Source organism: Streptomyces sp. NPDC018610, assembly GCF_044391765.1.
Classification (GTDB): Bacteria; Actinomycetota; Actinomycetes; order Streptomycetales; family Streptomycetaceae; genus Streptomyces.
Genome location: NZ_JBISAL010000007.1, coordinates 221,869 through 247,755, shown reverse-complemented (window position 1 = coordinate 247,755; position 25,887 = coordinate 221,869). Strand labels below are relative to the sequence as shown.

The window sequence follows — 25,887 nt, the reverse complement described above, 5'->3', positions numbered from 1 at the left end:
TGACGCATAGTGCTCGACGTCAACTTCTTCGACGAGCTCCGGATCGGCCTGGCCACCGCTGACGACATCCGTCAGTGGAGCCACGGCGAGGTCAAGAAGCCCGAGACCATCAACTACCGCACCCTCAAGCCGGAAAAGGACGGGCTCTTCTGCGAGAAGATCTTCGGCCCCACCCGGGACTGGGAGTGCTACTGCGGCAAGTACAAGCGCGTCCGCTTCAAGGGCATCATCTGCGAGCGCTGTGGCGTCGAGGTCACGCGCGCCAAGGTGCGCCGTGAGCGGATGGGCCACATCGAGCTGGCCGCCCCCGTCACGCACATCTGGTACTTCAAGGGCGTCCCGAGCCGGCTGGGCTACCTGCTCGACCTGGCTCCCAAGGACCTCGAGAAGGTCATCTACTTCGCGGCGTACATGATCACGTACGTCGACGAGGAGCGCCGCACCCGCGACCTGCCCTCGCTGGAGGCCCACGTCTCCGTCGAGCGCCAGCAGATCGAGCAGCGCCGCGACGCCGACCTGGAGGCCCGGGCCAAGAAGCTCGAGACCGACCTGGCCGAGCTGGAGGCCGAGGGCGCCAAGGCCGACGTGCGCCGCAAGGTGCGCGAGGGCGCCGAGCGTGAGATGAAGCAGCTGCGCGACCGCGCGCAGCGCGAGATCGACCGCCTCGACGAGGTCTGGACCCGCTTCAAGAACCTCAAGGTCCAGGACCTCGAGGGCGACGAGCTGCTCTACCGCGAGCTGCGTGACCGCTTCGGCACGTACTTCGACGGCTCGATGGGCGCCGCGGCGCTGCAGAAGCGCCTGGAGTCCTTCGACCTCGAGGAGGAGGCCGAGAAGCTCCGCGAGATCATCCGCACCGGCAAGGGCCAGAAGAAGACCCGCGCCCTGAAGCGGCTGAAGGTCGTCTCCGCGTTCCTGCAGACCTCCAACAGCCCCAAGGGCATGGTCCTGGACTGCGTCCCGGTCATCCCGCCGGACCTGCGTCCGATGGTGCAGCTGGACGGTGGCCGCTTCGCGACCTCCGACCTGAACGACCTGTACCGCCGTGTCATCAACCGCAACAACCGCCTGAAGCGGCTTCTCGACCTCGGCGCGCCCGAGATCATCGTGAACAACGAGAAGCGCATGCTCCAGGAGGCCGTCGACGCGCTCTTCGACAACGGCCGCCGCGGCCGCCCGGTCACGGGCCCCGGCAACCGTCCGCTGAAGTCGCTGTCCGACATGCTCAAGGGCAAGCAGGGCCGCTTCCGTCAGAACCTGCTCGGCAAGCGAGTCGACTACTCGGCGCGTTCCGTCATCGTCGTCGGCCCGCAGCTCAAGCTGCACCAGTGCGGTCTGCCCAAGGCGATGGCGCTGGAGCTCTTCAAGCCGTTCGTGATGAAGCGCCTGGTCGACCTCAACCACGCGCAGAACATCAAGAGCGCCAAGCGCATGGTCGAGCGCGGCCGCACGGTCGTGTACGACGTGCTGGAAGAGGTCATCGCGGAGCACCCGGTTCTGCTGAACCGTGCGCCCACCCTGCACCGCCTCGGCATCCAGGCCTTCGAGCCGCAGCTGGTCGAGGGCAAGGCCATCCAGATCCACCCGCTCGTCTGCACCGCGTTCAACGCGGACTTCGACGGTGACCAGATGGCCGTGCACCTGCCGCTGTCCGCGGAGGCGCAGGCCGAGGCCCGCATCCTGATGCTGTCCTCGAACAACATCCTCAAGCCCGCCGACGGCCGTCCGGTGACGATGCCGACCCAGGACATGGTCCTCGGTCTGTTCTTCCTCACCACCGACGGCGAGCTGCGGGACACCAAGGGCGAGGGCCGCGCGTTCGGCTCCACGGCCGAGGCGATCATGGCGTTCGACGCCGGCGAGCTCGCGCTCCAGTCGCCGATCGACATCCGCTTCCCGGTGGGCACCATCCCGCCGCGTGGCTGGACCCCGCCGGTCGCCGAGGAGGGCGCCGCGTCCGACGGCGAGACCGCCGGGCAGGAGTGGCAGCAGGGCGACCCGTTCCGTCTGCGGACGACCCTGGGCCGCGCGCTCTTCAACGAGCTGCTGCCCGAGGACTACCCGTTCGTCGACTACTCGGTGGGCAAGAAGCAGCTCTCCGAGATCGTCAACGACCTGGCCGAGCGCTACCCCAAGGTCATCGTGGCGGCGACGCTCGACAACCTGAAGGCGGCCGGCTTCTACTGGGCGACCCGTTCCGGTGTCACCGTGGCCATCTCCGACGTCGTCGTTCCCGAGGCGAAGAAGGAGATCGTCCGCGGCTACGAGGCGCAGGACGAGAAGGTCCAGAAGCAGTACGAGCGCGGTCTGATCACCAAGGAAGAGCGCACGCAGGAGCTCATCGCGATCTGGACCAAGGCGACCAACGAGGTCGCCGAGGCGATGAACGAGAACTTCCCCAAGACCAACCCCATCTTCATGATGGTCGACTCGGGCGCCCGAGGAAACATGATGCAGATGAGGCAGATCGCCGGTATGCGCGGTCTGGTGTCGAACGCGAAGAACGAGACCATCCCGCGTCCGATCAAGGCGTCCTTCCGTGAGGGCCTGTCCGTGCTGGAGTACTTCATCTCCACGCACGGTGCCCGTAAGGGTCTGGCGGACACCGCCCTGCGTACCGCCGACTCGGGTTACCTCACCCGTCGTCTGGTGGACGTCTCGCAGGACGTCATCATCCGCGAGGAGGACTGCGGCACCGAGCGCGGCCTCAAGCTCCGGATCGCGGAGCGCGGCGCCGACGGCGTGCTGCGCAAGGCGGAGGACGTCGAGACGTCCGTGTACGCGCGCTGCCTCGCCGAGGACATCGTCGTCGACGGTCAGGTGCTGGCCCCGGCCGGCACGGACCTGGGCGACGTGCTCATCGAGGAGCTCGTCGGCCGCGGCGTCGAGGAGGTCAAGACCCGCTCGGTCCTGACCTGCGAGTCCGCCGTCGGCACCTGCGCCATGTGCTACGGCCGTTCGCTGGCCACCGGCAAGCTGGTCGACATCGGTGAGGCGGTCGGCATCATCGCCGCCCAGTCCATCGGTGAGCCCGGCACCCAGCTGACGATGCGTACCTTCCACACCGGTGGTGTGGCCGGTGACGACATCACCCAGGGTCTGCCGCGTGTCGTCGAGCTCTTCGAGGCGCGTACGCCGAAGGGTGTCGCCCCGATCTCCGAGGCGGCCGGCCGTGTCCGCATCGAGGAGACGGAGAAGACCAAGAAGATCGTCATCACCCCGGACGACGGCAGCGACGAGACGGCCTACCCGATCTCGAAGCGTGCCCGTCTGCTGGTCGGCGAGGGCGACCACGTCGAGGTGGGCCAGAAGCTCACCGTGGGTGCCACCAACCCGCACGACGTGCTGCGCATCCTCGGTCAGCGTGCCGTCCAGGTCCACCTGGTCGGCGAGGTCCAGCGGGTGTACAACTCGCAGGGTGTGTCGATCCACGACAAGCACATCGAGATCATCATCCGGCAGATGCTGCGCCGCGTGACGATCATCGAGTCCGGCGACGCCGAGCTGCTGCCCGGCGAGCTGGTCGAGCGCTCGAAGTTCGAGACCGAGAACCGTCGTGTGGTCCAGGAGGGCGGTCACCCGGCCTCCGGTCGTCCGCAGCTGATGGGTATCACCAAGGCCTCGCTGGCGACGGAGTCCTGGCTGTCGGCCGCCTCCTTCCAGGAGACGACCCGAGTCCTGACGGACGCGGCGATCAACGCCAAGTCCGACAGCCTCATCGGCCTCAAGGAGAACGTCATCATCGGTAAGCTCATCCCGGCCGGTACGGGTCTGTCCCGCTACCGCAACATCCGGGTGGAGCCGACCGAGGAGGCCAAGGCCGCGATGTACTCGGCCGTCGGCTACGACGACATCGACTACTCGCCGTTCGGCACGGGCTCCGGCCAGGCCGTTCCGCTGGAGGACTACGACTACGGTCCGTACAACCAGTAAGCGAGCAGCTTGAACGAAGGGCGGCCACCCCGCGAGGGGTGGCCGCCCTTCGGCCGTCCGGGCCTGCCCTGCCGCACTCGGAGGGGCTGGACGTTCAGCCCGTCCGGCGTTCGTGGACGAGGCCGTTCAGGCCGGTCTGCGGGGGTGCGGGGCGGCAGTCCCCGTGGGGGCGGGACGGGGAGGGGCGGCGGGTGCGGGAGGGCTCTGGCGGCCCGTCCAGACGGGCCGGCGGGGCTCCGCGGGCCGGACGGACGAGCGTCGTGTCCCTCGCGCGGGCATTTGTTTTGACCGCAGCGAATGCGATAGGTACGCTCAGACCTTGTGCCTGGGGTGTGCCCTGGCCCTCGTGCGTGCCTCCAAACCGCATCGGGAGCCGCTATCGGCCACCGCAATCTGCGCCTCTTTCTGCACGTGCGGCGGGAGTCCGCGGGATTCGACACACCCGACCGCGTGGGTCGGCGACGTTTCAGGTTAGCTTCACCATTCGGCACACAGAAACCGGAGAAGTAGTGCCTACGATCCAGCAGCTGGTCCGCAAGGGCCGGCAGGACAAGGTCGAGAAGAACAAGACGCCCGCACTCGAGGGTTCGCCCCAGCGTCGTGGCGTCTGCACGCGTGTGTTCACGACCACCCCGAAGAAGCCGAACTCGGCCCTCCGCAAGGTCGCGCGTGTGCGTCTGACCAGCGGCATCGAGGTCACCGCTTACATTCCGGGTGAGGGACACAACCTGCAGGAGCACTCCATCGTGCTCGTGCGCGGCGGCCGTGTGAAGGACCTGCCGGGTGTTCGCTACAAGATCATCCGCGGCTCGCTCGACACCCAGGGTGTCAAGAACCGCAAGCAGGCTCGCAGCCGTTACGGCGCCAAGAAGGAGAAGTAAGAATGCCTCGTAAGGGCCCCGCCCCGAAGCGCCCGGTCATCATCGACCCGGTCTACGGTTCTCCTCTGGTGACCTCCCTCATCAACAAGGTGCTGCTGAACGGCAAGCGCTCCACCGCCGAGCGCATCGTCTACGGTGCCATGGAGGGTCTGCGTGAGAAGACGGGCAACGACCCGATCATCACGCTGAAGCGCGCGCTGGAGAACATCAAGCCGACCCTCGAGGTCAAGTCCCGCCGTGTCGGTGGCGCCACCTACCAGGTGCCGATCGAGGTCAAGCCCGGTCGCGCCAACACCCTCGCGCTGCGCTGGCTCGTCGGTTACTCCCGCGCCCGTCGCGAGAAGACCATGACCGAGCGCCTTCTCAACGAGCTCCTCGACGCCTCCAACGGCCTCGGCGCCGCTGTGAAGAAGCGCGAGGACACGCACAAGATGGCCGAGTCCAACAAGGCCTTCGCGCACTACCGCTGGTAGTCGCTACCCACATCGAGACCGAGAGAAGACTGAAGCCTTATGGCTACCACTTCACTTGACCTGGCCAAGGTCCGCAACATCGGGATCATGGCCCACATCGACGCGGGCAAGACGACCACCACCGAGCGGATCCTGTTCTACACCGGCGTCTCGTACAAGATCGGTGAGGTCCACGACGGCGCTGCCACCATGGACTGGATGGAGCAGGAGCAGGAGCGTGGCATCACGATCACCTCTGCTGCCACCACCTGCCACTGGCCGCTGGACGACGTCGACCACACCATCAACATCATCGACACGCCGGGCCACGTCGACTTCACCGTCGAGGTGGAGCGTTCGCTGCGCGTGCTCGACGGTGCCGTGACGGTGTTCGACGGCGTCGCCGGCGTCGAGCCCCAGTCCGAGACGGTGTGGCGTCAGGCGGACCGCTACGGCGTGCCGCGCATCTGCTTCGTCAACAAGCTCGACCGCACCGGCGCCGAGTTCCACCGCTGCGTGGACATGATCTCGGACCGCCTGGGCGCGCAGCCGCTGGTCATGCAGCTGCCGATCGGTGCCGAGGCCGACTTCAAGGGTGTCGTGGACCTGGTCCGCATGAAGGCGCTCGTGTGGTCCGCCGAGGCGGCGAAGGGCGAGATGTACGACGTCGTCGACATCCCGGCCACGCACACCGAGGCCGCCGAGGAGTGGCGCGGCAAGCTCGTCGAGGCCGTCGCCGAGAACGACGAGGAGATGATGGAGCTCTTCCTCGAGGGCCAGGAGCCCACCGAGGAGCAGCTGTACGCGGCCATCCGCCGCATCACCATCGCCTCCGGCAAGTCCAGCGACACCACGGTCACCCCGGTGTTCTGCGGCACCGCGTTCAAGAACAAGGGCGTCCAGCCCCTGCTCGACGCGGTCGTGCGCTACCTGCCGACCCCGCTCGACGTCGAGGCCATCGAGGGCCACGACGTCAAGGACCCCGAGGTCGTCGTCAAGCGCAAGCCGTCGGAGGACGAGCCGCTCTCCGCCCTCGCGTTCAAGATCATGAGCGACCCGCACCTCGGCAAGCTCACCTTCGTCCGGGTCTACTCGGGCCGCCTGGAGTCCGGCACCTCGGTGCTGAACTCCGTCAAGGGCAAGAAGGAGCGCATCGGCAAGATCTACCGCATGCACGCCAACAAGCGTGAGGAGATCGACTCGGTGGGCGCCGGTGACATCGTCGCCGTCATGGGCCTGAAGCAGACCACCACCGGTGAGACGCTGTCCGACGACAAGAACCCGGTGATCCTGGAGTCCATGGACTTCCCGGCGCCGGTCATCCAGGTCGCGATCGAGCCCAAGTCCAAGGGTGACCAGGAGAAGCTGGGTGTCGCCATCCAGCGTCTCGCGGAGGAGGACCCCTCCTTCCAGGTGCACACCAACGAGGAGACGGGCCAGACCATCATCGGCGGCATGGGCGAGCTGCACCTCGAGGTGCTCGTCGACCGCATGCGCCGTGAGTTCAAGGTCGAGGCCAACGTCGGCAAGCCGCAGGTCGCCTACCGCGAGACGATCCGCAAGGCCGTCGAGCGCGTGGACTACACCCACAAGAAGCAGACCGGTGGTACCGGTCAGTTCGCCAAGGTGCAGATCGCGATCGAGCCCATCGAGGGCGGCGACGCCTCGTACGAGTTCGTGAACAAGGTGACCGGTGGCCGCATCCCGAAGGAGTACATCCCTTCGGTCGACGCCGGTGCGCAGGAGGCCATGCAGTTCGGCATCCTCGCCGGCTACGAGATGACGGGCGTCCGCGTCACGCTTCTCGACGGTGGCTACCACGAGGTCGACTCCTCCGAGCTCGCGTTCAAGATCGCCGGCTCGCAGGCCTTCAAGGAGGCCGCGCGCAAGGCTTCGCCCGTGCTCCTGGAGCCGATGATGGCCGTCGAGGTCACCACGCCCGAGGACTACATGGGTGAGGTCATCGGCGACATCAACTCCCGCCGTGGCCAGATCCAGGCCATGGAGGAGCGGGCGGGTGCCCGCGTCGTGAAGGGCCTCGTGCCCCTCTCGGAGATGTTCGGCTACGTCGGAGACCTCCGCAGCAAGACGTCGGGTCGCGCCAGCTACTCGATGCAGTTCGACTCCTACGCCGAGGTTCCCCGGAACGTCGCCGAGGAGATCATCGCGAAGGCCAAGGGCGAGTAACTCTCCCGAGTTCCAGCCCTTAGGCTTGACTCCGGAGCCTCGTGGGGCATTCCGCCGCAATCACGGCAGGGATGCCCCCGGGATCCGGGCCATCCAGCAAAGATCACCTGGCGCCGATGAGTAAGGCGTACAGAACCACTCCACAGGAGGACCCCAGTGGCGAAGGCGAAGTTCGAGCGGACTAAGCCGCACGTCAACATCGGCACCATCGGTCACATCGACCACGGTAAGACGACCCTCACGGCCGCCATTACCAAGGTGCTGCACGACAAGTACCCGGACCTGAACGAGGCCTCGGCCTTCGACCAGATCGACAAGGCGCCGGAAGAGCGTCAGCGCGGTATCACCATCTCCATCGCGCACGTCGAGTACCAGACGGAGGCGCGTCACTACGCCCACGTCGACTGCCCGGGTCACGCGGACTACATCAAGAACATGATCACCGGTGCCGCGCAGATGGACGGCGCGATCCTCGTGGTCGCCGCCACCGACGGCCCGATGCCGCAGACCAAGGAGCACGTGCTCCTGGCCCGCCAGGTCGGCGTTCCGTACATCGTCGTCGCCCTGAACAAGGCCGACATGGTGGACGACGAGGAGATCCTGGAGCTCGTCGAGCTCGAGGTGCGTGAGCTCCTCTCCGAGTACGAGTTCCCGGGCGACGACGTCCCGGTCGTCAAGGTCTCGGCGCTGAAGGCGCTCGAGGGCGACGAGAAGTGGGGCCAGTCGGTCCTGGAGCTCATGGACGCCGTCGACAGCGCGATCCCGGAGCCGGAGCGCGACGTCGACAAGCCGTTCCTCATGCCGATCGAGGACGTCTTCACCATCACCGGCCGCGGCACGGTCGTCACCGGCCGTATCGAGCGTGGTGTCCTGAAGGTCAACGAGACCGTTGACATCATCGGCATCAAGCAGGAGAAGACCACCACCACGGTCACCGGCATCGAGATGTTCCGCAAGCTGCTCGACGAGGGCCAGGCCGGTGAGAACGTCGGTCTGCTGCTCCGCGGCATCAAGCGCGAGGACGTCGAGCGCGGCCAGGTCATCATCAAGCCGGGCTCGGTCACCCCGCACACCGAGTTCGAGGCGCAGGCCTACATCCTGTCCAAGGACGAGGGTGGCCGCCACACGCCGTTCTTCAACAACTACCGCCCGCAGTTCTACTTCCGCACGACGGACGTGACCGGCGTGGTGACCCTCCCCGAGGGCACCGAGATGGTCATGCCGGGTGACAACACCGAGATGAAGGTGGAGCTCATCCAGCCCGTCGCCATGGAAGAGGGCCTGAAGTTCGCCATCCGCGAGGGTGGTCGCACCGTGGGCGCCGGCCAGGTCACCAAGATCAACAAGTGATCTCGGCCCGGTAGCCGCAGCGTGAGCTGAGCACCGGGGAGGGCCCGTACGACTTCGGTCGTACGGGCCCTTTCGCGTGCCCGGGGGCGGCCGGGACGACCGGACGGTCGAGGGCGGGGGTGGGGCGGGCCTGCGGGCGGTGGGCCCACAGGAGGCCAGGTGGTCAGGAGGGGCCAGGAGAAGCCGGAGGACCGTTGGTCAGGAGGGGCCGGGAAAAGCCGGAGGACCGGTGGTCAGGAGAGGCCGGGAGAAGCCGGGGGACCGGTGGTCAGGAGGGGCCGGGGCGAGACGGACGGATCCGTCGGTATACGAGTGATCATGGATCGGCACCGGTTGGATCACGTCTCCCGCACCTGGCTGTCCAGCCGCTGTCGACTGCGGAAACCTGGCTCCGGTCGCCTGAAGAGAGTGAGCTCGTGAGTACCGTCCCGCCCCCTGAGCAGCCCGATGAGCGGTCCGGCGCGGAATCGTCCATACCCGACGAGCAGTGGGAGGCGTTCCTGCGCGAGTCGGTGGAGGGCGGTGGCGCCCCGGCGCCCAAGGAGCCCTCGGCGCGGGCGCGGATGGTGACCCGGCGGCTGCGGGAGGCGGAGGCCGAGGCGGCCAGGGCGGACGCCGGCGGCCGGCGGGGTCGACGGGGCTGGTGGCGTCGCCGCGGGGCGGCACAGTCGCACGGCCCCCGGCCCTGGACCCCGGCCGGCTGGCACACCGGGCCCGCCTGGCGGGAGATGAACGGTCGCGGCCGGCGCCGGCGCCGCCTGTGGTCCGTGCTCGGCGTGGCCCTCGCGGTCGTCCTCGCCGTCGTCGCCGTACGGCCCTCGTTGCTGCTGGGCCGGCTCCCCGGACACCACACGGCGGCCGCCGACGCCGCGCCCTCGCAGCTGCCCGCCGAGACGGCGCTGCCGAGCGGCGCCCCCGGCGACGCCGGCCAGGCCGGGACGCCCACCCTCGCCCACCCCTTCCTCGGCTCGCCGGCCCAGGCCTGGGCCGACGGCGCGGACGCCATCGAGCTGCCGAAGGCCAAGGCCGTCGGCTCACTGGGCGAGGACGACGTGGCGCTCGCGCTGCGCCGCACCAAGGAGTTCCTCGTCGGCACCAACCTGGATCCGGCCGTACTGCGGGGGGCGCAGCCGGTGAAGGCGATGGCGCTCCTCGACCCGAAGCAGCCCGGGACGCTGTCGGACCTGCGGCGCTCGCTGCGCGACCCCAGCCGCGAGCACGATCCGCTGTCGCTCGTCAGCCGATTCGACCCGGCCCGTGTCCGGCTGGCCGGCGACACGGTGAAGGTGCGCGGCCACATGACGTTCTCCGCCGGGAAGCCCGGCCAGGTGAAGGTGCACGCGGACTACACCTTCGTCTACCCGTTGATGCGCGCCGACGGCGACGACGAGGTGGCGCGCACCATCGTCCGCCGCGTGCTGACCACGGACCTCGCGGACCCGGCCAAGTGGATCGCCACCCCGGGCAAGCTGTCGCTCGACGAGTACTCGTCCGAGACCTACAACAACGAGTGCGCCGTCTACGACGGCTACGCGCATCCGGTCTTCCCCGGTGACGCCCCCACCGGCGCCCCGGCCACCGGCGCCGCCACGGACCCGTACGACCGCAGCAGGACCCTGGGGACCGGGAAGCAGGAGGGGTGCGGCGAGGTCAGCCGCACCTAGGTCCCTCCCGTCGGGATCCGGCTCGGCCGGGAGGCGGACATGGCCGGGCCCGGGTGCTCCCCCTCGGTGCACCCGGGCCCGGCCCACCCCCACGGTGGTCGGTGGTTCAGCGGCCCGGCCGGCGGGCCGGGCGGTGGCTCACGCCCGCTGCCACAGCGCGGGCACGTTCGGCGGCTCCCAGCCCGGCTGGGCCTGGTGGCCCTGGAGGCAGCGGTAGGTGGCGCCGCCGTAGGTGACCGTGGCGCCCGCCTGGTAGACGGTGCCGGCCGCCCAGGTGCCGCCCGGGTCGCCGGGGCCGGGGTCACCGGGGCCCGGGTCGCCGGGGCCGCCCGTGGTGGTCTTCAGGGTGAGCCCGTAGGTGCTCAGGATCGGGTTGACCGGCTGGAAGTAGGTCGTCCCGCCGCTGGTGCAGTCGCCGGAGCCGCCCGAGGTGACGCCCTGCGCCTGGCTGCCGGAGATGAAGGAGCCGCCGGAGTCGCCGGGCTCCGCGCACACCGAGGTGCGGGTGACGCCGGAGACGGTGCCCTCCTGGTAGGTGACGCTGGAGTTCAGCTGCTGCACCGTGCCGCAGTGCCAGCCGGTCGTCGAGCCGGACCGGCACACCGACGCCCCCACGGTCGCCACCGTGGACCCGGTCACCTGGAGGTTCTGGCCGTTCTGGCTGACGTAGGGGGTCGCGGTCCAGCTGGAGTTGACGGCCACCCACGACATGTCGTTGCCCGGGAAGATCGACGCCTGGAAGGTGCCCTGCGCCACCTGGTTGGAGCCGGTGGTGGTGGAGCCGGCCCGCCCGCAGTGCCCGGCCGAGGCGAAGCCCTGCTGGGTGCCCCGGGTGATGGGGAAGCCGATCGAGCAGCGGGTGTTGCCGTTGATGTAGTACGCGTCGCCGCCCCGCAGGTCGTACAGCGGGCGGGGACGCTCGGCGGACTTCACGACCCTGGCGAGGGACGGGTCGACTCCGGCCGCCGTCAGCAGCGCGTGGGCCGCGGCCGGCCGTACCGCCTCGATCACCAGCGCGTTGGTGCGGACGTCGACGTACCAGACCGGGGTACCGGTGGTGTCCCGGTGCGTGGCCGCCCGGTCGAGGCGGGCCTTGGCCGAGTCCAGCGCGGCGAGGGAGTGCCCCACGACGACGGGTTCCGCGCCCCGCGCCCTGATCTTCGCCGCGTCGGCGGCGTCGGTGGTCGCCACCGTCAGCGTGCCCGAGTCGGCGCCGTGGACCCAGGCGCCCGCGAACTCGGCGCCCAGGGCGGCCCGCAGCCGGCCCGCGGTGGCGCCCGCCTCCGCCTCGTTCGACAGCCGCCGCTCGGCCTGCTGCCGGTCGATGCCTAGGTCGCGCTGCATGGCGTGCAGGACGGCGGCGGAGGTGTCGGCGGTACGCAGCGTCTCGGCGGCCGTCGGTGCCGACGCCCTCGGCTGCGCGGCGCGTGGGGCGCCGGGGGCCGTACCGGCGCTCGCGGTGCCGCTCAGCCCCGTCAGGACCAGGGCGCCGGTCGCCGCGGCGGCGGCCAGGGCGGCTCTGGTGTGTCGCTGGAGCATGGGGGTCTCCTCGGTTTCGGTGGGGAGGTGCCGAAACCGTAGGGAGGCCCGAGCGGGCGGCGTAAGACTCCGGTTGACCCCCGTGCCCGGTGTTATGGAAGGGACCGGCTCCCGCCGAGGGGGTCGCTCCCGCCGGAGTCGTCGCCGCCGCTCCTGCCGGGCCGGCCGGTGTGGCCTTCGCTCGTGTCGGGTCCGTCGGTGTGGCCGTCGCGCCCGTCGGGTCCGTCGGTGTGGCCGCCGCCCGCGAGCCAGTCGGCGTAGCTCCGGCTGCGCGCCGCCGCGTCCGCGTGGGCGCTGCGCGCCTGGGCGAGGACGGTCGCCGCGGTCCGGGCGCGCTGGGTGCCCGGGTGCCAGCCCAGCAGGTGCCGCCACCGCAGCGGCGTGCCGGCCAGCGGCCTGGTCGCGATGCCGGGCGTGGTGGGGAAGGTGGCCCGGCACAGCCCCACCGCCCGGCCCACCTGGACCAGGTGTGCGCAGGAGGCGACGTCGGTCTCGTACATCCGGCCGGGGGTGAAGCCGGCGCGGGCGCAGGCGGCCGTGAAGCAGTCGGCGAAGCAGCCGTCGCCGGGCACGCAGGCCCACTCCTCGTCCGCCAGTTCGGCGAGCTCCACCTCGGGCGCGTGGGCGAGCGGGTGTGTCTCGGGGAGCATGACGAAGACCGGGTCGACGGCGAACTCCTGCCAGACGAGGTCCTCGTCGCCGGGCGGGGCGGAGGCGCCGCAGGCCCCGGCGACGGCGAAGTCGAGGCGTCCCTCGGCGAGCAGCGCGGCGAGTTCCCGCTCCGACCAGGAGGCGTGGGTGGTCACCTGGGTGTCGGGCGCGGCGGCGGCCAGCAGGTCCACGAGGGCGCCCAGCAGCGGCCCGTGCGTGCTGCCCAGCCGCAGCCGCTGGGCCGTGCGTCCGGTGCGGGTCCGGGCGAACCGGACGGCCTCCTGCTGGAGTTCGCTCACCGCGGGCAGCACGATCCGCGCCCGCTCCAGCACCAGTTCGCCGAGCGCGGTGGCCCGCACACCGTGCCGCCCGCGCTCGAACAGCTCGCCGCCCAGGGCCCGTTCGATCCGCCTGAGCTGGGCGCTCAGCGCCGGCTGCGCGAGCCCCAGGACCGTCGCCGCCCGGGTGAGACTCCCCGCCTCGGCGATCGTCCGGACCGTCTTGAGATGCCGCAACTCCAGCTCCATGCAGGGAGCTTGCGACCTCCGCGACACCGGGGCAAGGGGTTGGTCCGGACCATTGGAGGCACGGGCGGCGCGCGGCGGACGCGGGTGCGGGCGGACGGCAGGGGACGCGGGTGCGGGTGCGGGCGGACGGCGGGGGATACGGGTGCGGGTGCGGGCGGACGGCGGGGACAAGGGTGCGGGCGGGTGACGGACGCGGGCACCGGTGGGCGGCCGGGCGACGGACTCAGGCAGGCGTGCGGGCGGCGGACGCGGACGGACTCGGCAGGCGCCCACGCGGCGGATACGGCTGGGTCGGGCGGGCGTCCGTGCCACGGGCCCGGGTGGATGGGGCGGGCGCCGTGCGGCGGACCCGGGTGGGTCGGGCGGGCGTCCGTGCGGCGGTTACGAAACTATTCGGCGCGCACGACCCCTGGCCCCCACGCGCCACTCGCCCCACCATTTGTCATGCCACTGACCAAATTCGGACGGGAGGGGTGCGTCATGTCCGCGCACGTCAGTCGCAGGGCCGTACTGGGGGCAGGGCTCGCCGCCCTGCCCGTGCTGTCGTCGTCGGGAGCCGCTTGGGCGTCCGGGGAGATCGCGAGCCCGGCCGGGACGGGACCCGCAGCGGGACCGGGGACCGCAGCCGGGGCCGGCGGGCCGCGGGTCACGGACCCCGGTGCGTACATCTCCTTCGCTGCCTCCTCCCCGGCCCACGGAGCCTTCCCCCTGGTCGGCGCCCCCGTCCTGGTCAGCGCCGACGACCACCCCGGCGTCGTACGGGTCGCCGCCGACCTGCGGGCCGACATCGGCCGGGTCACGGGCGTACGGCCGGGCAGCACCGTCGCCCGCCGCGCCGTGCTCGTCGGGACCATCGGCCGCAGCCCGCTGATCGACACCCTGGTGAAGTCGGGCAAACTGGACGTGACGGGTGTGCGCGGCCGGTGGGAGACATCGCTGCAGGCCGTCGTGGACCATCCCATGCCGGGCGTGGAGCAGGCCCTCGTCATCGCGGGCAGCGACCCGCGCGGCACCGTCTTCGGCGCCTACGACGTCTCGTACGGCATCGGGGTCTCGCCCTGGTACTGGTGGGACGACGTGCCCGCGGTGCGCCGGAACCACGTATGGGTGCTCCCGGGCCGGCACACCCAGGGCAGCCCCACGGTCAGATACCGGGGCGTCTTCATCAACGACGAGAACCCCGCCCTCGGCACCTGGGCCCCGCGCTACTTCGGACCGGGCAAGGCGGAGGGCTACCCGGGCGGCTTCAACGCCGACTTCTACGCCAAGGTGTTCGAACTGCTGCTGCGCCTGAAGGCCAACTACCTCTGGCCGGCGGTGTGGGGCAGGGCGTTCGCCGAGGACGACCCGGACAACCACCGGCGTGCCGCCGAGTACGGCATCGTCATGGGCACCTCCCACGAGGCCCCGATGATGCGCGGCATCGAGGAGTGGAACCGCCACGCGACCCCCGCGGTGCGCGACGCGGACGGCACGATCGTCACACCCGGCCACGACCCCTACGGCGGCACCGGCGAGTGGTCGTACCGGCGCAACGCCGAGGCGCTCAAGGCGTACTGGCGGGCGGGCGTCCAGCGCATGGTGGACGAGGGCTTCGAGGGCGTGGTCACCGTCGGCATGCGCGGCAACGGCGACACCGGCCTCCCGGACGGCGACGGCGTCGAGCTGATGCAGGAGATCATCGCCGAGCAGCGCCGCATCATCGAGGAGGTCACCGGCCGGCCGGCCGCCGAGACCCCGCAGGTGTGGACGCTGTACAAGGAGGTGCAGCACTACTGGGACCGGGGCCTGCGCGCGCCGGACGACGTCACGGTCGTCCTCACCGACGACAACTGGGGCAACATCCGCAAGCACCCCGACCCGGCGGAGGCCGACCGCGCCGGCGGCTACGGCCTGTACTACCACTTCGACTACGTCGGCGCGGGCCGCAACTACAAGTGGGTCGACACCGCCAACCTCACCAACATGTGGGACCAGCTCCACCAGGCCCACGCCTTCGGCAACCACGGCCTGTGGGTGACCAACGTCGGCGACCTCAAGGGCAACGAACTGCCCACCGAGTTCTTCCTCGGCTACGCCTGGAACCCGGAGAACTGGCCGCAGGAGCGGCTGGCCGAGTGGGAGCGCCGCTACGCCCGCCAGAACTTCGGCGAGGACCAGGCCGCCGCCATCGCCGAGATCCTCTCCGCCTACGGCCGCCTCCAGGCCCGCCGCAAGCCGGAACTGCTGAACCGCCGCATCACCGTCGAGGCCGGCCAGGTGGTCTACGACGACCAGCGGAGCCCGTACTACTTCGCCGACCGCGAGCTGGACCGGGTGACCGAGGAGTGGCAGGCGCTGGCGAAGCGGGCGGACCAGGTGGCGCGGAGACTGCCGCGCGGCACCCAGGACGCCTGGTTCGAGCTGGTCGGCTACGAGGTGGCCGCGACCGCGAACCTGTACGAACTGCGCCGGGCGGAGTTCACCAACCTCCTCTACGCCGCCCAGGGCAGGGCCGCGGCCAACGACCTGACCGGGCAGGCGGAAGCCGGCCTGAAGCAGGATCTCGCCCTGGCCGAACGCTTCGACTCCGAGGTGGCGGGCGGCAAGTGGCAGGGCTTCCAGACCCAGCCGCACATCGACTACGGCGACGTGGACCGCTACGGCCCCAACGCCGGCTGGCAGCAGCCGGAGGTGGACAACGTGGCGATCCCGGACGTCCTGTTCCCGGCGGTCAAGCGCATCGAGCTGCCCGAGGCCGCCGCGCTGGGCGTGTCGGTGGACGGCGCGGAGGACGCGGGAAGCTGGTGGCCGGGCGGCGCCGGGATCGAGCGGCCGGGGCTCCCGGAGTTCAGCCCGTACCAGACCCGCCCGCAGCAGTACGTGGAGATCTTCAACCGGGGCCGCACGCCGTTCGCCTACGAGGTGCGGGCCTCGGCGCCGTGGCTGAAGGCCGACCGGCCCAGGGGCCGGGTGGAACAGCAGGTGCGGGTCGAGGTGCGGGTCGACTGGTCGCGGGTCCCGGCCGACGGCGCGGAGGGCACGCTGACGGTCACCGGCGCGGGCAGCACGGTGACCGTCGCCTGCACCGCCCGCAAACCGTCCCCGCGAGGGCTGCGCGGTTTCGTCGAGGCGGGCGGCTACGTCGCGATCGACGCCGAGCACCACGACCGCGCGGTGGGCCGGTGGCGCCGCCTGGACGGCATCGGCCGGACGACGTCCGGCATGACCCCGTGGCCGGTCACGTCCCCGCCCCGGACGCCCGGCGGCGCGGACTCCGACCGCCTGGAGTACGAGGTGACCCTGCTGACCGCGCCGGGCGAGGTGACGGTCTGGGCGGAACTCTCCCCCCGCAACCCGGCCCTGGCGGCGAGCGCCGGCGCCCTGCGCTACGCGATCTCCTTCGACGACGACGCCCCGCAGACGGTGGACGTCATCGCGGCCACCGGCTCGGACGACGGCACGATGAACACCCGGTGGGCCCGCAACACCTCCGACAACGTCAACCGCACGGCCACGCGGCACACGATCGCCCGGGCGGGCGCGCACCGCCTGAAGTTCTGGACGGTGGACCCGACGGTGGTGGTGCAGCGGCTGCTGATCGACACGGGGGGCCTGCCGCGGACGTATCTGGGGCCGGTGGAGAGCAGGCGGCTCTAAGAGCTGCGGACAGAAGCGGGCCCCGGCGGGCGGTGTCCGGCACGCGCCCTCGCCGCGTTGCCGGAAGGCCCTGGTAGCTCCGCTGCAAGGACCTTCCGGCGCCTTGCGATCGCACGCGCCGGAGACCGCCCGCTGATCGGAACCCACTTTTGTTCGCGGCTCCGAGGGGACGCCTGCGGCAGCCATGCGGTGGCGCCCGGCGTCAACACCGGTCGCCGAAAGGCACCGTGACGCGGCCCGGCGTCCGCTGGTTGAAGTGCTGGAAAGCGTCGGCACGACCAGCACGGTGAGGACGGTGGACGGTGGCAGTCGGCTCCGGACCGAGGGACCTGGTCTCCTCGCCCACCGAGAAACGGGCCGCGGCCCGGGCGATCGAGAAGGACATCGAGCCCGGCACGCGCACGGCGGGCGCATGGGCGGAGGAGGAGACCGGGGCCGCCGTCCGCGCCTTCGGCGCGAAGGACGGGGACGGCTGGCTCACCGCGTCCGCCCTGGAGAAGGCCCACCGCACCTGGACCGGCCAGGTCCGGAACCTGATGGACCGCCTCGGCTCCGAGAAGGAGGCGCTGCGCGTCGGCCACCGGGTGCTGACCGGCACGGACCTCGCGGTCGGCTCGACGCTGCGTGAGACATCCGCACTGCGGCCGACATCGGCGCCGAGGGAGACGGCGGCACCGCGGCCCGCCTCGGCCCTGGACCAGTACTGACCCGGCCGCCCGGCCCGCCGCCCCTCCGGACCGCCGGACGGGCCCGACCCTCCGGACCGCCGGAACCGGCGGCCCGCCCGTACCGGCACAGCGCACAGGGGAACGAACGACGATGCCGACGTACCACGAGATCATGACCACCGACCTCTCCGCGCTGACCACGGCGGCCGACCGCTGGGACGGCATGGCGGGGGAGTTCGAGGAGCAGGAGACGGCCTACCGCCAACGTGTGCACGGCATCTGCATGGGCGATTCCTGGCGGGGCCTGAGCGCGGAGGCGGCGGACGCGCGCTTCAACGCCACCCTCACGGAGTTCCAGTACGCGCAGACCGAGGCGAAGGCCGTCGCGTCGCTGCTGCGGGACGCGCACACGCAGTTCACCGAGGTACGGGGCAGGCTGGAGGCCGCGCACCGGGAGGCGGTGGCGGCGGGGATGAGGGTGTCGGACCAGGGCGAGGTGACCCCGGACCCGCACGCGCACCCGGACACGGAGGAAGACGGCCCGCACCGGGGCCACCGGACCGCGGCCTCCGCACGGTCCTGGCAGGACCGCATCGACAAGGCGGTCCGGGACGCGACGGACGCCGACACCGGCGTGCGGACCGCCCTGGCGGCAGTGGTGATCGATTCGGACGCCGTGGCCGGCGGCAGGGGCTTCAACGGCAAGGCACAGGGCGACATCGAGAAGTACGAGGCGGAGGCGGCCGCGGGGCCCCTGGAGAAACTGACCCGGGGCGGACACCTCACGACCGCCGAACTCGCCGAGCTGGAACGCGCGTTCCGAGACAACGGCGACGACGAGTCGTTTGCCCGCACCCTGCTGGACGACCTGGGCGCGACGGGCACGATCCGTGCGGCGAACCAGCTCAACGACCTGATCCACGTCCGAGGAGGACGCGACGCGGGCGCGTACGCGACCGTCGAGACGGGCCTGGCCGACACCCTCGCCACGGCGACCAGGGACACCGGCTCGCCCTGGTACCGGCACTGGCGCGCCACCATGCGGCACGCGGGCGTGCAGCGCTGGGCGACCGACGCCCAGGGCACCCACCTCGACAAGGCCGTGGGCTACCAGTCCCTGGTCACGCTGATGCGCAAGGGTCACGGCTACGGGCGCGGCGTGCTCGAGGACCTGACCGACGACATGGTCGCGGCGGAGCGAAGCGACCCCGGCATCTGGCGCCTGAAGGGCGCGTACGCCGGCCGGCACGACGGCTGGTTCGCCAACGACCCCGTGGACGGCATGCTCGGCCTCATGAGCCGCGACCCGGCCACCGCCGCGCACTACCTCGGCTCCGACACCCATATGAGCTACCTGATGAAGGACCGCGACTGGAAGGTCATCCTTCAGGAGCGGAGCTCGGGGAGCGGCTACTCGCCGCGCCTGGACACGGACGACCGGGCCGGCTTCGGCGCGGCCCTCCAGGCGGCGGCCACGGGCATCGACCCGGCGGACCGGCACGCACACTACGTCCCCCACACGAAGCAGAACGACGCGGTGCTCAAGTCGGCCCTGTCCCACCTGTCCGGCCAGGGCGACGACTTCCCTCCGTCCCTGCGCGGACCGATGGCGAGCATCCTGGTCAACCACGGCTCCACCGTCCACGCCGCCATGAGCGAGATCGACATCTCCCGATCCCCCCTGGAGCAGGACCAGCTCTTCGAAGTGGTCAAGCAGGCCTCCAAGGACAAGGACGCCTACGGCACCCTGAACGGCGGACTCAACCAGGCCATGGTCGCCGCCCTCCACGACGACCACTCGAAATCCACCGAGTCCCTCACCCGCGCCGGCCGCACGGTCGGCTTCCTGGAGGAGGCCCGCATCCAGGCCCAGGGCGACCCCCAGACCGCCGCCTTCGAGTCCAAGCCCCTCTTCGACAAGGCGATCAGCTACATCCCGGTGGCGAGCGGAGAGATCCAGGAGGGCTTCGACCTCGTCACGGAGAAGTGGCTGGAGGACGAGCAGGAGCGGTTGGACAAGAAACAGTCCGATGAGAATTTCAAGGCGTATGCCGGGAGAAATCACCAGTTGATGGCTCTGGTAGATGAATGGTCGAAGACACACCCGGGAAACGGGACCGCGTACTTTGATCCGCAGACTGAGATCACCAGATCCGCCTCGGACGGGATTGCCCACGCGACCGGAGTATCTGGGGAGCGTGCTAAATGAGCATTCGTATCGGTACCGCGGGCCTTGCCGGCTTACTCCTGCTCGCTTCTCTTTCCTGCGGTGCCCCTACGGACGGCACAGTGCCGAGCGAAGTCTGTGGAACTCGTGTCGACCCCGACCTCACACGTCCGCTTGTGAAGCCGGGGACCGGCTGGCATGAGTACAACAAGGTTGATCGCTCTGAGGCCGTCACGGCCCCCTGCTTGGTCTTCTCAGGGAGCGAAGCGGTCCTCAGCCTTCGCTTCTCATGGCGGCCGGTAGCGACGGACCTGATGTACCTTGCCACGGACACGGGCACGGTCTCAGGCGTAACAGACCCCCACAGCATCGCCTCTCCCTACAAGACGATCGTGGGAACCGACGGAGCGATCTCCACCGCACCATGCAAGACCAAGGGCGGAAACTACTTCACGCTCACCCTCCAGCTGCCGCGGATCCAACTCCTGGACCGAACCCACCGCAAGGACATCGAGAAGTTCATGCGGGCCTACTTTCCGGCCACGGTCAAGACGCTGGGGTGTCGGGCGACTCCTCCTTGAACAGGTGCACCACGGACCACCACTCATCCGGACGGCTCTCCCGGCCAGGGCGTGCACCCGGTGAAGAACCGGCACATGAGTACAAGCACTCATGTGCTGTCGAGTCCCGTCCGATTGGATGGTTGTCGACGACCGGCTCGGACCGCTCGGTGGTCGGTCCGAGCCGGAACCGCTGACGGTCGTAGCTACAGTTGTCACCGAGGCTTGCGCACGAACGCACGGGGGAGGTTGTTGAGTTGTCGAGCGATCCTGGATCCGACGCGCCGTTGTCGCCGCTGGTGCCGTTGCTGACCGGCCTGGCGGGTCTGGGCGGCATCGCGGGCGCCGCCGGCGGAGCCGCGGCCAACCTGTACACGGAACTGTCGTCGTTCACGGAGTTCCAGAAGAAGGTCGACGACCTGATCCGCGACCTGAAGGGTTCGCAGGCGGGACCGGGGAAGGTCGGCCGGGACCAGCTGACACGGCACCAGTTCGGCGGCGGGGGCGGATCGTGGGCCGAGGCGGCCGGTCTGTACTCGGCGTACGAGTCGGTGATCACCGAGCTGGAGACGCTGTCCAAGCTGCTGTCCGACTCCATGGAGGGCATGGGCATCGCCGTCCTGGCCTCGCACAAGGGCTACAAGAACATCGACGTCGACGTCCGCAACCGGATGATGGCGATCAGCGCGGAGACGACCAAGCACTACGGCGGCAGCTACGACCCCTCGCAGCAGAAGAACGCCGGCGGCCATGGTCAGGGCGGCGAGACGAAGCCGGAGGAGTCCGGGCCGCCGTCGACGGGCGACACGGGCGGCACGATCTGATGGTTCTCAAGACGACGGGGGAAGGCTGATGGCTGGTGGAGGTACGTCCTTCGAGAGCATGAGCCACGAGCAGATGCTGGCGTGGCTCGATCAGGCGAACTCGGGTGAGGTGCAGGCCGCGGCGAGTCGTCTGGCGACGGCCGCCACGGAGATCCAGAAGATCGGTGAACAGCTGAAGCTCCGCCCGCAGATGGTGGAGTGGAAGGGCGAGGGCGCGGACGCGTTCCGTTCCTGGGCCAATGATCTGGCGAACTCCACGCTCCGGCTGGCCGACTTCAGCAAGGCGGCAGGGGAGCAACTGGGGCACGCGTCGAACGCGATCGCCACGGCCCAGGCGTCGATCCCGCGGGACACCAAGAGCGCACAGGCGAACCTGGACGCGGCCACGGCCGCGCACAACGACCCGGACGCGGCGGCGATCCGCGCGAAGTCCGCGGGCGAACTGGCCGCGCTGAAGGCGAACCAGGAGAAGGTCCGCCAGGAGGCGGCGGACCAGATGCGCAAACTGGCCCAGTCCTACCAGGCGTCCACAAGCCAGATGAACAGCTTGGAACGCCCCAAGTTCCCTCCGCCGCCGAAAACGATGATGCCCGGTCACGGTGAAACGTCCGAAGACCTTGCGCGCCCGGGGAGCGGAATGCAGGGTGCACAGAAGGGCGTATATGCCGGAGGTGGCTCCGGTGCGAAGGCCGTCGGCGGCTCGGGGACGGCGAGCCCGGAGCACCACAGCGCCGTTGTGACCCCCGGGCCTCACGCCGAGTCACTGAGGCGCGGTTCGACACCGGAAAGCGATACTCCCGAACACTTGGGTCCGCCCACACCCGCGCCTTCTCCACACGTCGGTGTCGACTCGGTAGGCACGCTGCCGGACACTCGTCAACAGCCGCCCGCAGGACCGACGAACGTTCCTTCCACGACCAACCGTCCGGACCCTGGGCCTGTGCTGCCGACGAACGCCCCGATCCCGCCGATGGCGGGTGGTGCCGCGCGTCTGCCGTCGGCTTCGGGGCAAGTGGGGAAGCAGTTCAGTGGAGGACGTGTGTCTGGCCAGACCGGGCTGGGACCTGGCGGCTCTACTCCGTTCCGCGGCGTCACCGGGGCGACCCCTGCTCCGGGACGGAGTCTGCCCAGTACCGGCGGAGCAACCGGGCGACCTGTTACAGGTGTTCAGCAACCGGCGTCCGGCCGGGGCTCCTCGTCCGGTTCGGGCATCACCGGTGGGCGCCCATCGGCAAATACCGGCACCGGCCGTTCAACGGGGCGCCTCCGTGGTGGAGCGCTCAGCGAAGGACCCGCCGGCGGGCGGGGCTCCACAGGCCGTACACCGCTCGCGGGCCAGTCGGGTCAGGCGGCCGCTCGGGCAACAGGCCCCACCACCGGACGTGCGATGCCATCGGCTCGCGATGGCATCGTCGGCGGCACCCAGCAGCGGCCGGGCCGTACGCCGACGCGACCCGGTGCACCCGTGCCCTCGGCACCGACTCGGGGAGGCATCTCCGGCGGCGTGCCCAGCGAACGCGACAGCAGGGGAAGGCTCCGCGACGCTGCAGGCGGCTCTACAGCGGGTGCTCGCAAGCGGCGGGACAAGCGTGACGACGAGCGCCGCGGCGAACGACCGACCACCGAGTGAGACCAGGGGATACGACGATGCACATGCCCGCCGGTAGAGCGTGGCGCAGAGGAGTTCGGGCTACGGCTTCGCTGGCCGTTGGCCTGTTGCTGGTGGGCGGTGCGGCCACCCAGGCCCATGCCGACTCGACGCGCTCCCAGCAGTGGTTCCTGGACGCCATGCACGCCGAGGAGATGTGGCGGACGAGTACCGGCAAGGGCATCACCGTCGCTGTCATCGACCGTGGAGTCGACCCGCAGAACCCCGACCTCAAGGGACGTGTCCTTGACGGATTGGACCTGGCTGTCGGCCGCCCCGGAGACGAACATACGGATATCGACGGCCATGGCACGGGGATGGCTGGGCTTATCGCCGGCACGGGCGCCTATGGGGGAGGCAAAGGCGCCTTCGGTCTCGCGCCGGGCGTGAAGATCCTTCCGATCCGCATGCCAGGGGCTGAGGATGAAAGTCCTTTCTCAGGGCCCGAATACCTCAGCAAGGCAATTCGGTACGCAGCGAACGCCGGTGCTCGGTTGATCAACATCTCTCTGGGGTCGACCGCGCATTCTCCGCAATTGGACGATGCTGTGAGATACGCCTTGGGTCACGGCTCGCTCATCTTCGCAGCTACCGGAAACTCCGGAAACAAGGGCAACCCGGTCGAATACCCGGCCGCCACGCCCGGCGTTGTAGGCGTGGGGGCTGTCGGCGAGAACCTCCGGCGGGTGCCGTGGTCGACGTACGGCGCGCAAGTCGATGTCTCCGCCCCCGGCGAGGACATGGTCCACGCCTGCGGCGGCAAGACCGGCCTCTGCAAGACGGACGGCACCAGCGACGCCACCGCCCTCGCCTCCGCCAGTGCCGCCCTGATCTGGTCCAAGCACCCGACCTGGACCAACAACCAGGTCCTGCGCGTCATGCTCAACACCATCGGTGGCCCCACCGACGGTTCCAAGCGCAACGACTCCATCGGCTACGGCATCGTCCGGCCCCGCATCGCGCTGAAGACCCCGGGCGATCCGGGCCCGGCCGACGTCTACCCCCTCCCGGACCTGGCCGCGGCCGCATCCCCGTCCCCCAGCGCGAAGAGCTCCGCCCCCAAGGGCGAGAGCGGCTCCGTGCCGGACAAGAACACAGCCGCGGCATCCACGTCCGCCACCGAGAAGGACGACGGCAACAGCACACTCTGGATCGCCCTGGGCGCCGGAGCGGTCGTCGTCCTCGGCGGCGCCGCGGCGGCCCTCGTGCTGGCCAAGCGCCGACGTTCCGCAGGCAGCACAGAGGCAGGCAACGCAGGCAACGCAAGGGCAGGCAACGCAGGCGATGCGATCAGCACAGGCAGGGCGGCCCGGGAGAGCGCTGTGGCGGCGGCGGCCCAGTACCTGAACACGATCGCCTATCCGGACCGGGGCGGCACCGTCGTCGTCCTCCCGGACACCGGAACCGAGTACGCGTACGGCTGGACGTTCCAGTTCGACTTCGTGCAGCCCGGCCAGACCGCAGCCCCGGCGAACGCCTCTTCCCGTTACGTCATCGTCGTCCCGCATTCCGGCGTGGCTCCGCACTTCCCCGCGGCTCATCTGCCGACAGCCCAGTACATGGCGATGTGCGCCGCAGGAAACAGGGCGGCCGTCGATTCCTGACACCCCGATGCCGTGAAAACCCGGATGCGGCGCTCAGTAAGTTGATCCGGTGGGAATTTTCGACTGGTTGACCGGCACCAGGTACCCGGACAGTGGCGTGGCTCCGTCGTCCGCCGTGGATCTGCGGGCCGCACTGTTCGCGATCAATGGTTCGGACAAGCCGTACCGCGTACGCAACGCCCTGCCCGCGGAAAAGACCGATGTGGTGGCGGAATGGCGTGTCCTGGAACCCGCGTGGGGCTCCGGCCCGTACCGCAGGCAGGTCGAGCGGATCTTCAAGACCCGGATGCGTCTGGACCCGTCACGTCATGAGGTGCGGGTCTGCGACGAACTGAAGGAGGTCACGAGGGCCGGGGGCCCGCCCGGGCGGATCGTGGCCCGCAAGTCGGGCTGTGGTCCCAGGTTGCACATCGTGTCGTGGAAGGGGCACTACGAGCGGGGGCCCGACGGACGCCGGCAACGGGTCGAAGAGGTCCGCTTCGATTCGCGGGACATGCGTGATCCCCTGCAACAGGCGGTTCTCGGCGCGGGATGGACCTGGCGTGGAGCGTTCAGGCCCTGACCGGCGGCGAGGACGGACCCGCGTCCTGTTGCTTCCCACGCGAGGCAGACCGGCCTGGAGACCCTCGTCGGCGCTGCGGCCGAGACAGGAGACCTCAACGCGGACGGCATCGTCTTCGCGGGCAGCCTCGGCGTCCAGGTGTCCGGCGCCGATGAGCTGGACGTTCCTAAAAGGGCACGTGTGAAGCGAGGAGGCCGATAGCCCCCGTTCCGGACATGGGCCGCTGGGGCCACAGAGGGAATGGCTTCGTCATTCCCAGCGACCTGGTCGTGGTCGGGAAGGGCGATGACGTGGCGCTGAAGCCGCCGCCCGACCCGTGGGCGCACGTGAAGTAGGAGCGATGTCCGGGGCACTGCTGTGATGACCGGCCCGAAGAAGTAAGGCTTGCCGACGTGAAGACCAAGCTGAGCGCCTCCGCGCTCGCCCTACCCCTCGCACTGATCACACTTTCGGGATGCAGCATGACTGACGACTCGGGCTCCGACGACACCTCCTCGGTCGCTACGAGCACTTCGAAGGACGCCTCCGACGCGATGGAAAGGGTGTCCAGCGGTATCTACGACCTGATCGGGATCAAGGGCAAGGCGTCCGACAGCCGTCCGGGAGTCATGGACTGCCCGGGCAAGGACACGAAGAAGTACTTCCGCATCTTCCACCCGTGGAGCTTCTACCCGGCCTCGGCAAGTGATCTCGACGAGGCGATGGGGCGTCTCAAGACGGAACTGCCGAAGCACGGCTGGAAGATCACCGAGTACGGGCCCGACACCAGCAAGAATCAGAACATCAACCTGACCGCGGACAACGACGAGCAAAAGGTCGGCGTGGACATCGTCCAGATGGCGAAGAACGACCCGTCGAAACTGAGCTTCACCGTCGTCTCCGGCTGCTACCAGGTTCCGGACGGCGAATCGGTCGAGCGCTTCTGACGTGCGTCCCGCCGGGGCGGACCGCGGGGTCGAGGCGGGTCCTCCCCGTACCCGCAGGGGAGGCGGCGCGGACCGCCCGCGTGTGCCGGCTGATCTCAGCCGAGT

The 25,887-nt window shown here is 70.1% G+C and carries 17 protein-coding genes; 15 read left to right on the top strand and 2 right to left on the bottom strand.

Translation table 11 applies throughout. The features are described from left to right. Positions 1 to 9: 9 nt before the first annotated feature. The 6 genes from ACH5A8_RS19705 (at position 10) to ACH5A8_RS19680 (ending at position 10,467) form a co-directional block, all read left to right on the top strand. Complete coding sequence (locus ACH5A8_RS19705) at positions 10 to 3,933, top strand: DNA-directed RNA polymerase subunit beta' (RefSeq protein WP_399003566.1); 3,924 nt, start codon at positions 10 to 12, stop codon at positions 3,931 to 3,933. A gap of 509 nt (positions 3,934 to 4,442) precedes the next feature. After that, complete coding sequence (gene rpsL / locus ACH5A8_RS19700) at positions 4,443 to 4,814, top strand: 30S ribosomal protein S12 (RefSeq protein WP_003948652.1); 372 nt, start codon at positions 4,443 to 4,445, stop codon at positions 4,812 to 4,814. Between the two features lie 2 nt (positions 4,815 to 4,816). Next, on the top strand, positions 4,817 to 5,287 hold the full coding sequence (gene rpsG, locus ACH5A8_RS19695) for a 30S ribosomal protein S7 (RefSeq protein WP_003992340.1): 471 nt from the start codon (positions 4,817 to 4,819) through the stop codon (positions 5,285 to 5,287). Between the two features lie 39 nt (positions 5,288 to 5,326). Continuing rightward, the gene (fusA, locus tag ACH5A8_RS19690) at positions 5,327 to 7,453 is read left to right on the top strand and encodes an elongation factor G (RefSeq protein WP_399003564.1); all 2,127 of its coding nucleotides are present in this window, start codon (positions 5,327 to 5,329) and stop codon (positions 7,451 to 7,453) included. A 156-nt stretch (positions 7,454 to 7,609) separates the two neighbouring features. Next, positions 7,610 to 8,803, top strand: a complete 1,194-nt coding sequence (tuf, locus tag ACH5A8_RS19685; protein ID WP_399003562.1) for an elongation factor Tu — start codon at positions 7,610 to 7,612, stop codon at positions 8,801 to 8,803. A gap of 416 nt (positions 8,804 to 9,219) precedes the next feature. Then, positions 9,220 to 10,467 (top strand): hypothetical protein, encoded by a 1,248-nt coding sequence (locus ACH5A8_RS19680; protein WP_399003560.1) that lies wholly within the window; start codon positions 9,220 to 9,222, stop codon positions 10,465 to 10,467. Between the two features lie 138 nt (positions 10,468 to 10,605). On the opposite strand, the gene ACH5A8_RS19675 is transcribed toward ACH5A8_RS19680, so the two are convergent. Both ACH5A8_RS19675 and ACH5A8_RS19670 read right to left on the bottom strand, forming a co-directional pair. Next, complete coding sequence (locus ACH5A8_RS19675; RefSeq protein WP_399003558.1) at positions 10,606 to 12,006, bottom strand: alpha-lytic protease prodomain-containing protein; 1,401 nt, start codon at positions 12,004 to 12,006, stop codon at positions 10,606 to 10,608. Between the two features lie 92 nt (positions 12,007 to 12,098). Then, on the bottom strand, positions 12,099 to 13,184 hold the full coding sequence (locus ACH5A8_RS19670; protein ID WP_399003556.1) for a LysR substrate-binding domain-containing protein: 1,086 nt from the start codon (positions 13,182 to 13,184) through the stop codon (positions 12,099 to 12,101). 480 nt (positions 13,185 to 13,664) lie between these two features. On the opposite strand from ACH5A8_RS19670, the gene ACH5A8_RS19665 reads away from it, so the two are divergent. The 9 genes from ACH5A8_RS19665 (at position 13,665) to ACH5A8_RS19625 (ending at position 25,782) form a co-directional block, all read left to right on the top strand. Further along, a complete protein-coding gene (locus ACH5A8_RS19665) occupies positions 13,665 to 16,823 on the top strand; it encodes a glycosyl hydrolase 115 family protein (RefSeq protein ID WP_399003554.1) in 3,159 nt (1,052 codons plus the stop codon). Positions 16,824 to 17,125: 302 nt separating this feature from the next. Next, entirely contained in the window at positions 17,126 to 17,530 is a 405-nt protein-coding gene (locus ACH5A8_RS19660; protein WP_399003552.1) for a hypothetical protein, read from the top strand. 112 nt (positions 17,531 to 17,642) lie between these two features. Beyond that, entirely contained in the window at positions 17,643 to 19,700 is a 2,058-nt protein-coding gene (locus tag ACH5A8_RS19655; RefSeq protein WP_399003550.1) for a hypothetical protein, read from the top strand. Positions 19,701 to 20,050: 350 nt separating this feature from the next. Beyond that, on the top strand, positions 20,051 to 20,239 hold the full coding sequence (locus ACH5A8_RS19650) for a hypothetical protein (protein ID WP_399003548.1): 189 nt from the start codon (positions 20,051 to 20,053) through the stop codon (positions 20,237 to 20,239). A 236-nt stretch (positions 20,240 to 20,475) separates the two neighbouring features. Next, positions 20,476 to 21,042: a hypothetical protein gene (locus ACH5A8_RS19645; protein WP_399003546.1), complete on the top strand. Its 567-nt coding sequence runs from the start codon at positions 20,476 to 20,478 to the stop codon at positions 21,040 to 21,042. Positions 21,043 to 21,100: 58 nt separating this feature from the next. Continuing rightward, positions 21,101 to 22,672, top strand: a complete 1,572-nt coding sequence (locus ACH5A8_RS19640) for a translation initiation factor IF-2 (RefSeq protein ID WP_399003544.1) — start codon at positions 21,101 to 21,103, stop codon at positions 22,670 to 22,672. A 17-nt stretch (positions 22,673 to 22,689) separates the two neighbouring features. Beyond that, positions 22,690 to 24,294 carry a type VII secretion-associated serine protease mycosin gene (gene mycP / locus ACH5A8_RS19635; protein ID WP_399003542.1) on the top strand — a complete coding sequence of 535 codons (1,605 nt, stop codon included), beginning with the start codon at positions 22,690 to 22,692 and terminating at the stop codon, positions 24,292 to 24,294. 115 nt (positions 24,295 to 24,409) lie between these two features. Continuing rightward, on the top strand, positions 24,410 to 24,856 hold the full coding sequence (locus ACH5A8_RS19630) for a hypothetical protein (RefSeq protein ID WP_399003540.1): 447 nt from the start codon (positions 24,410 to 24,412) through the stop codon (positions 24,854 to 24,856). A gap of 461 nt (positions 24,857 to 25,317) precedes the next feature. Continuing rightward, the gene (locus ACH5A8_RS19625; RefSeq protein ID WP_399003538.1) at positions 25,318 to 25,782 is read left to right on the top strand and encodes a hypothetical protein; all 465 of its coding nucleotides are present in this window, start codon (positions 25,318 to 25,320) and stop codon (positions 25,780 to 25,782) included. The last annotated feature ends 105 nt before the right edge of the window (positions 25,783 to 25,887 follow it).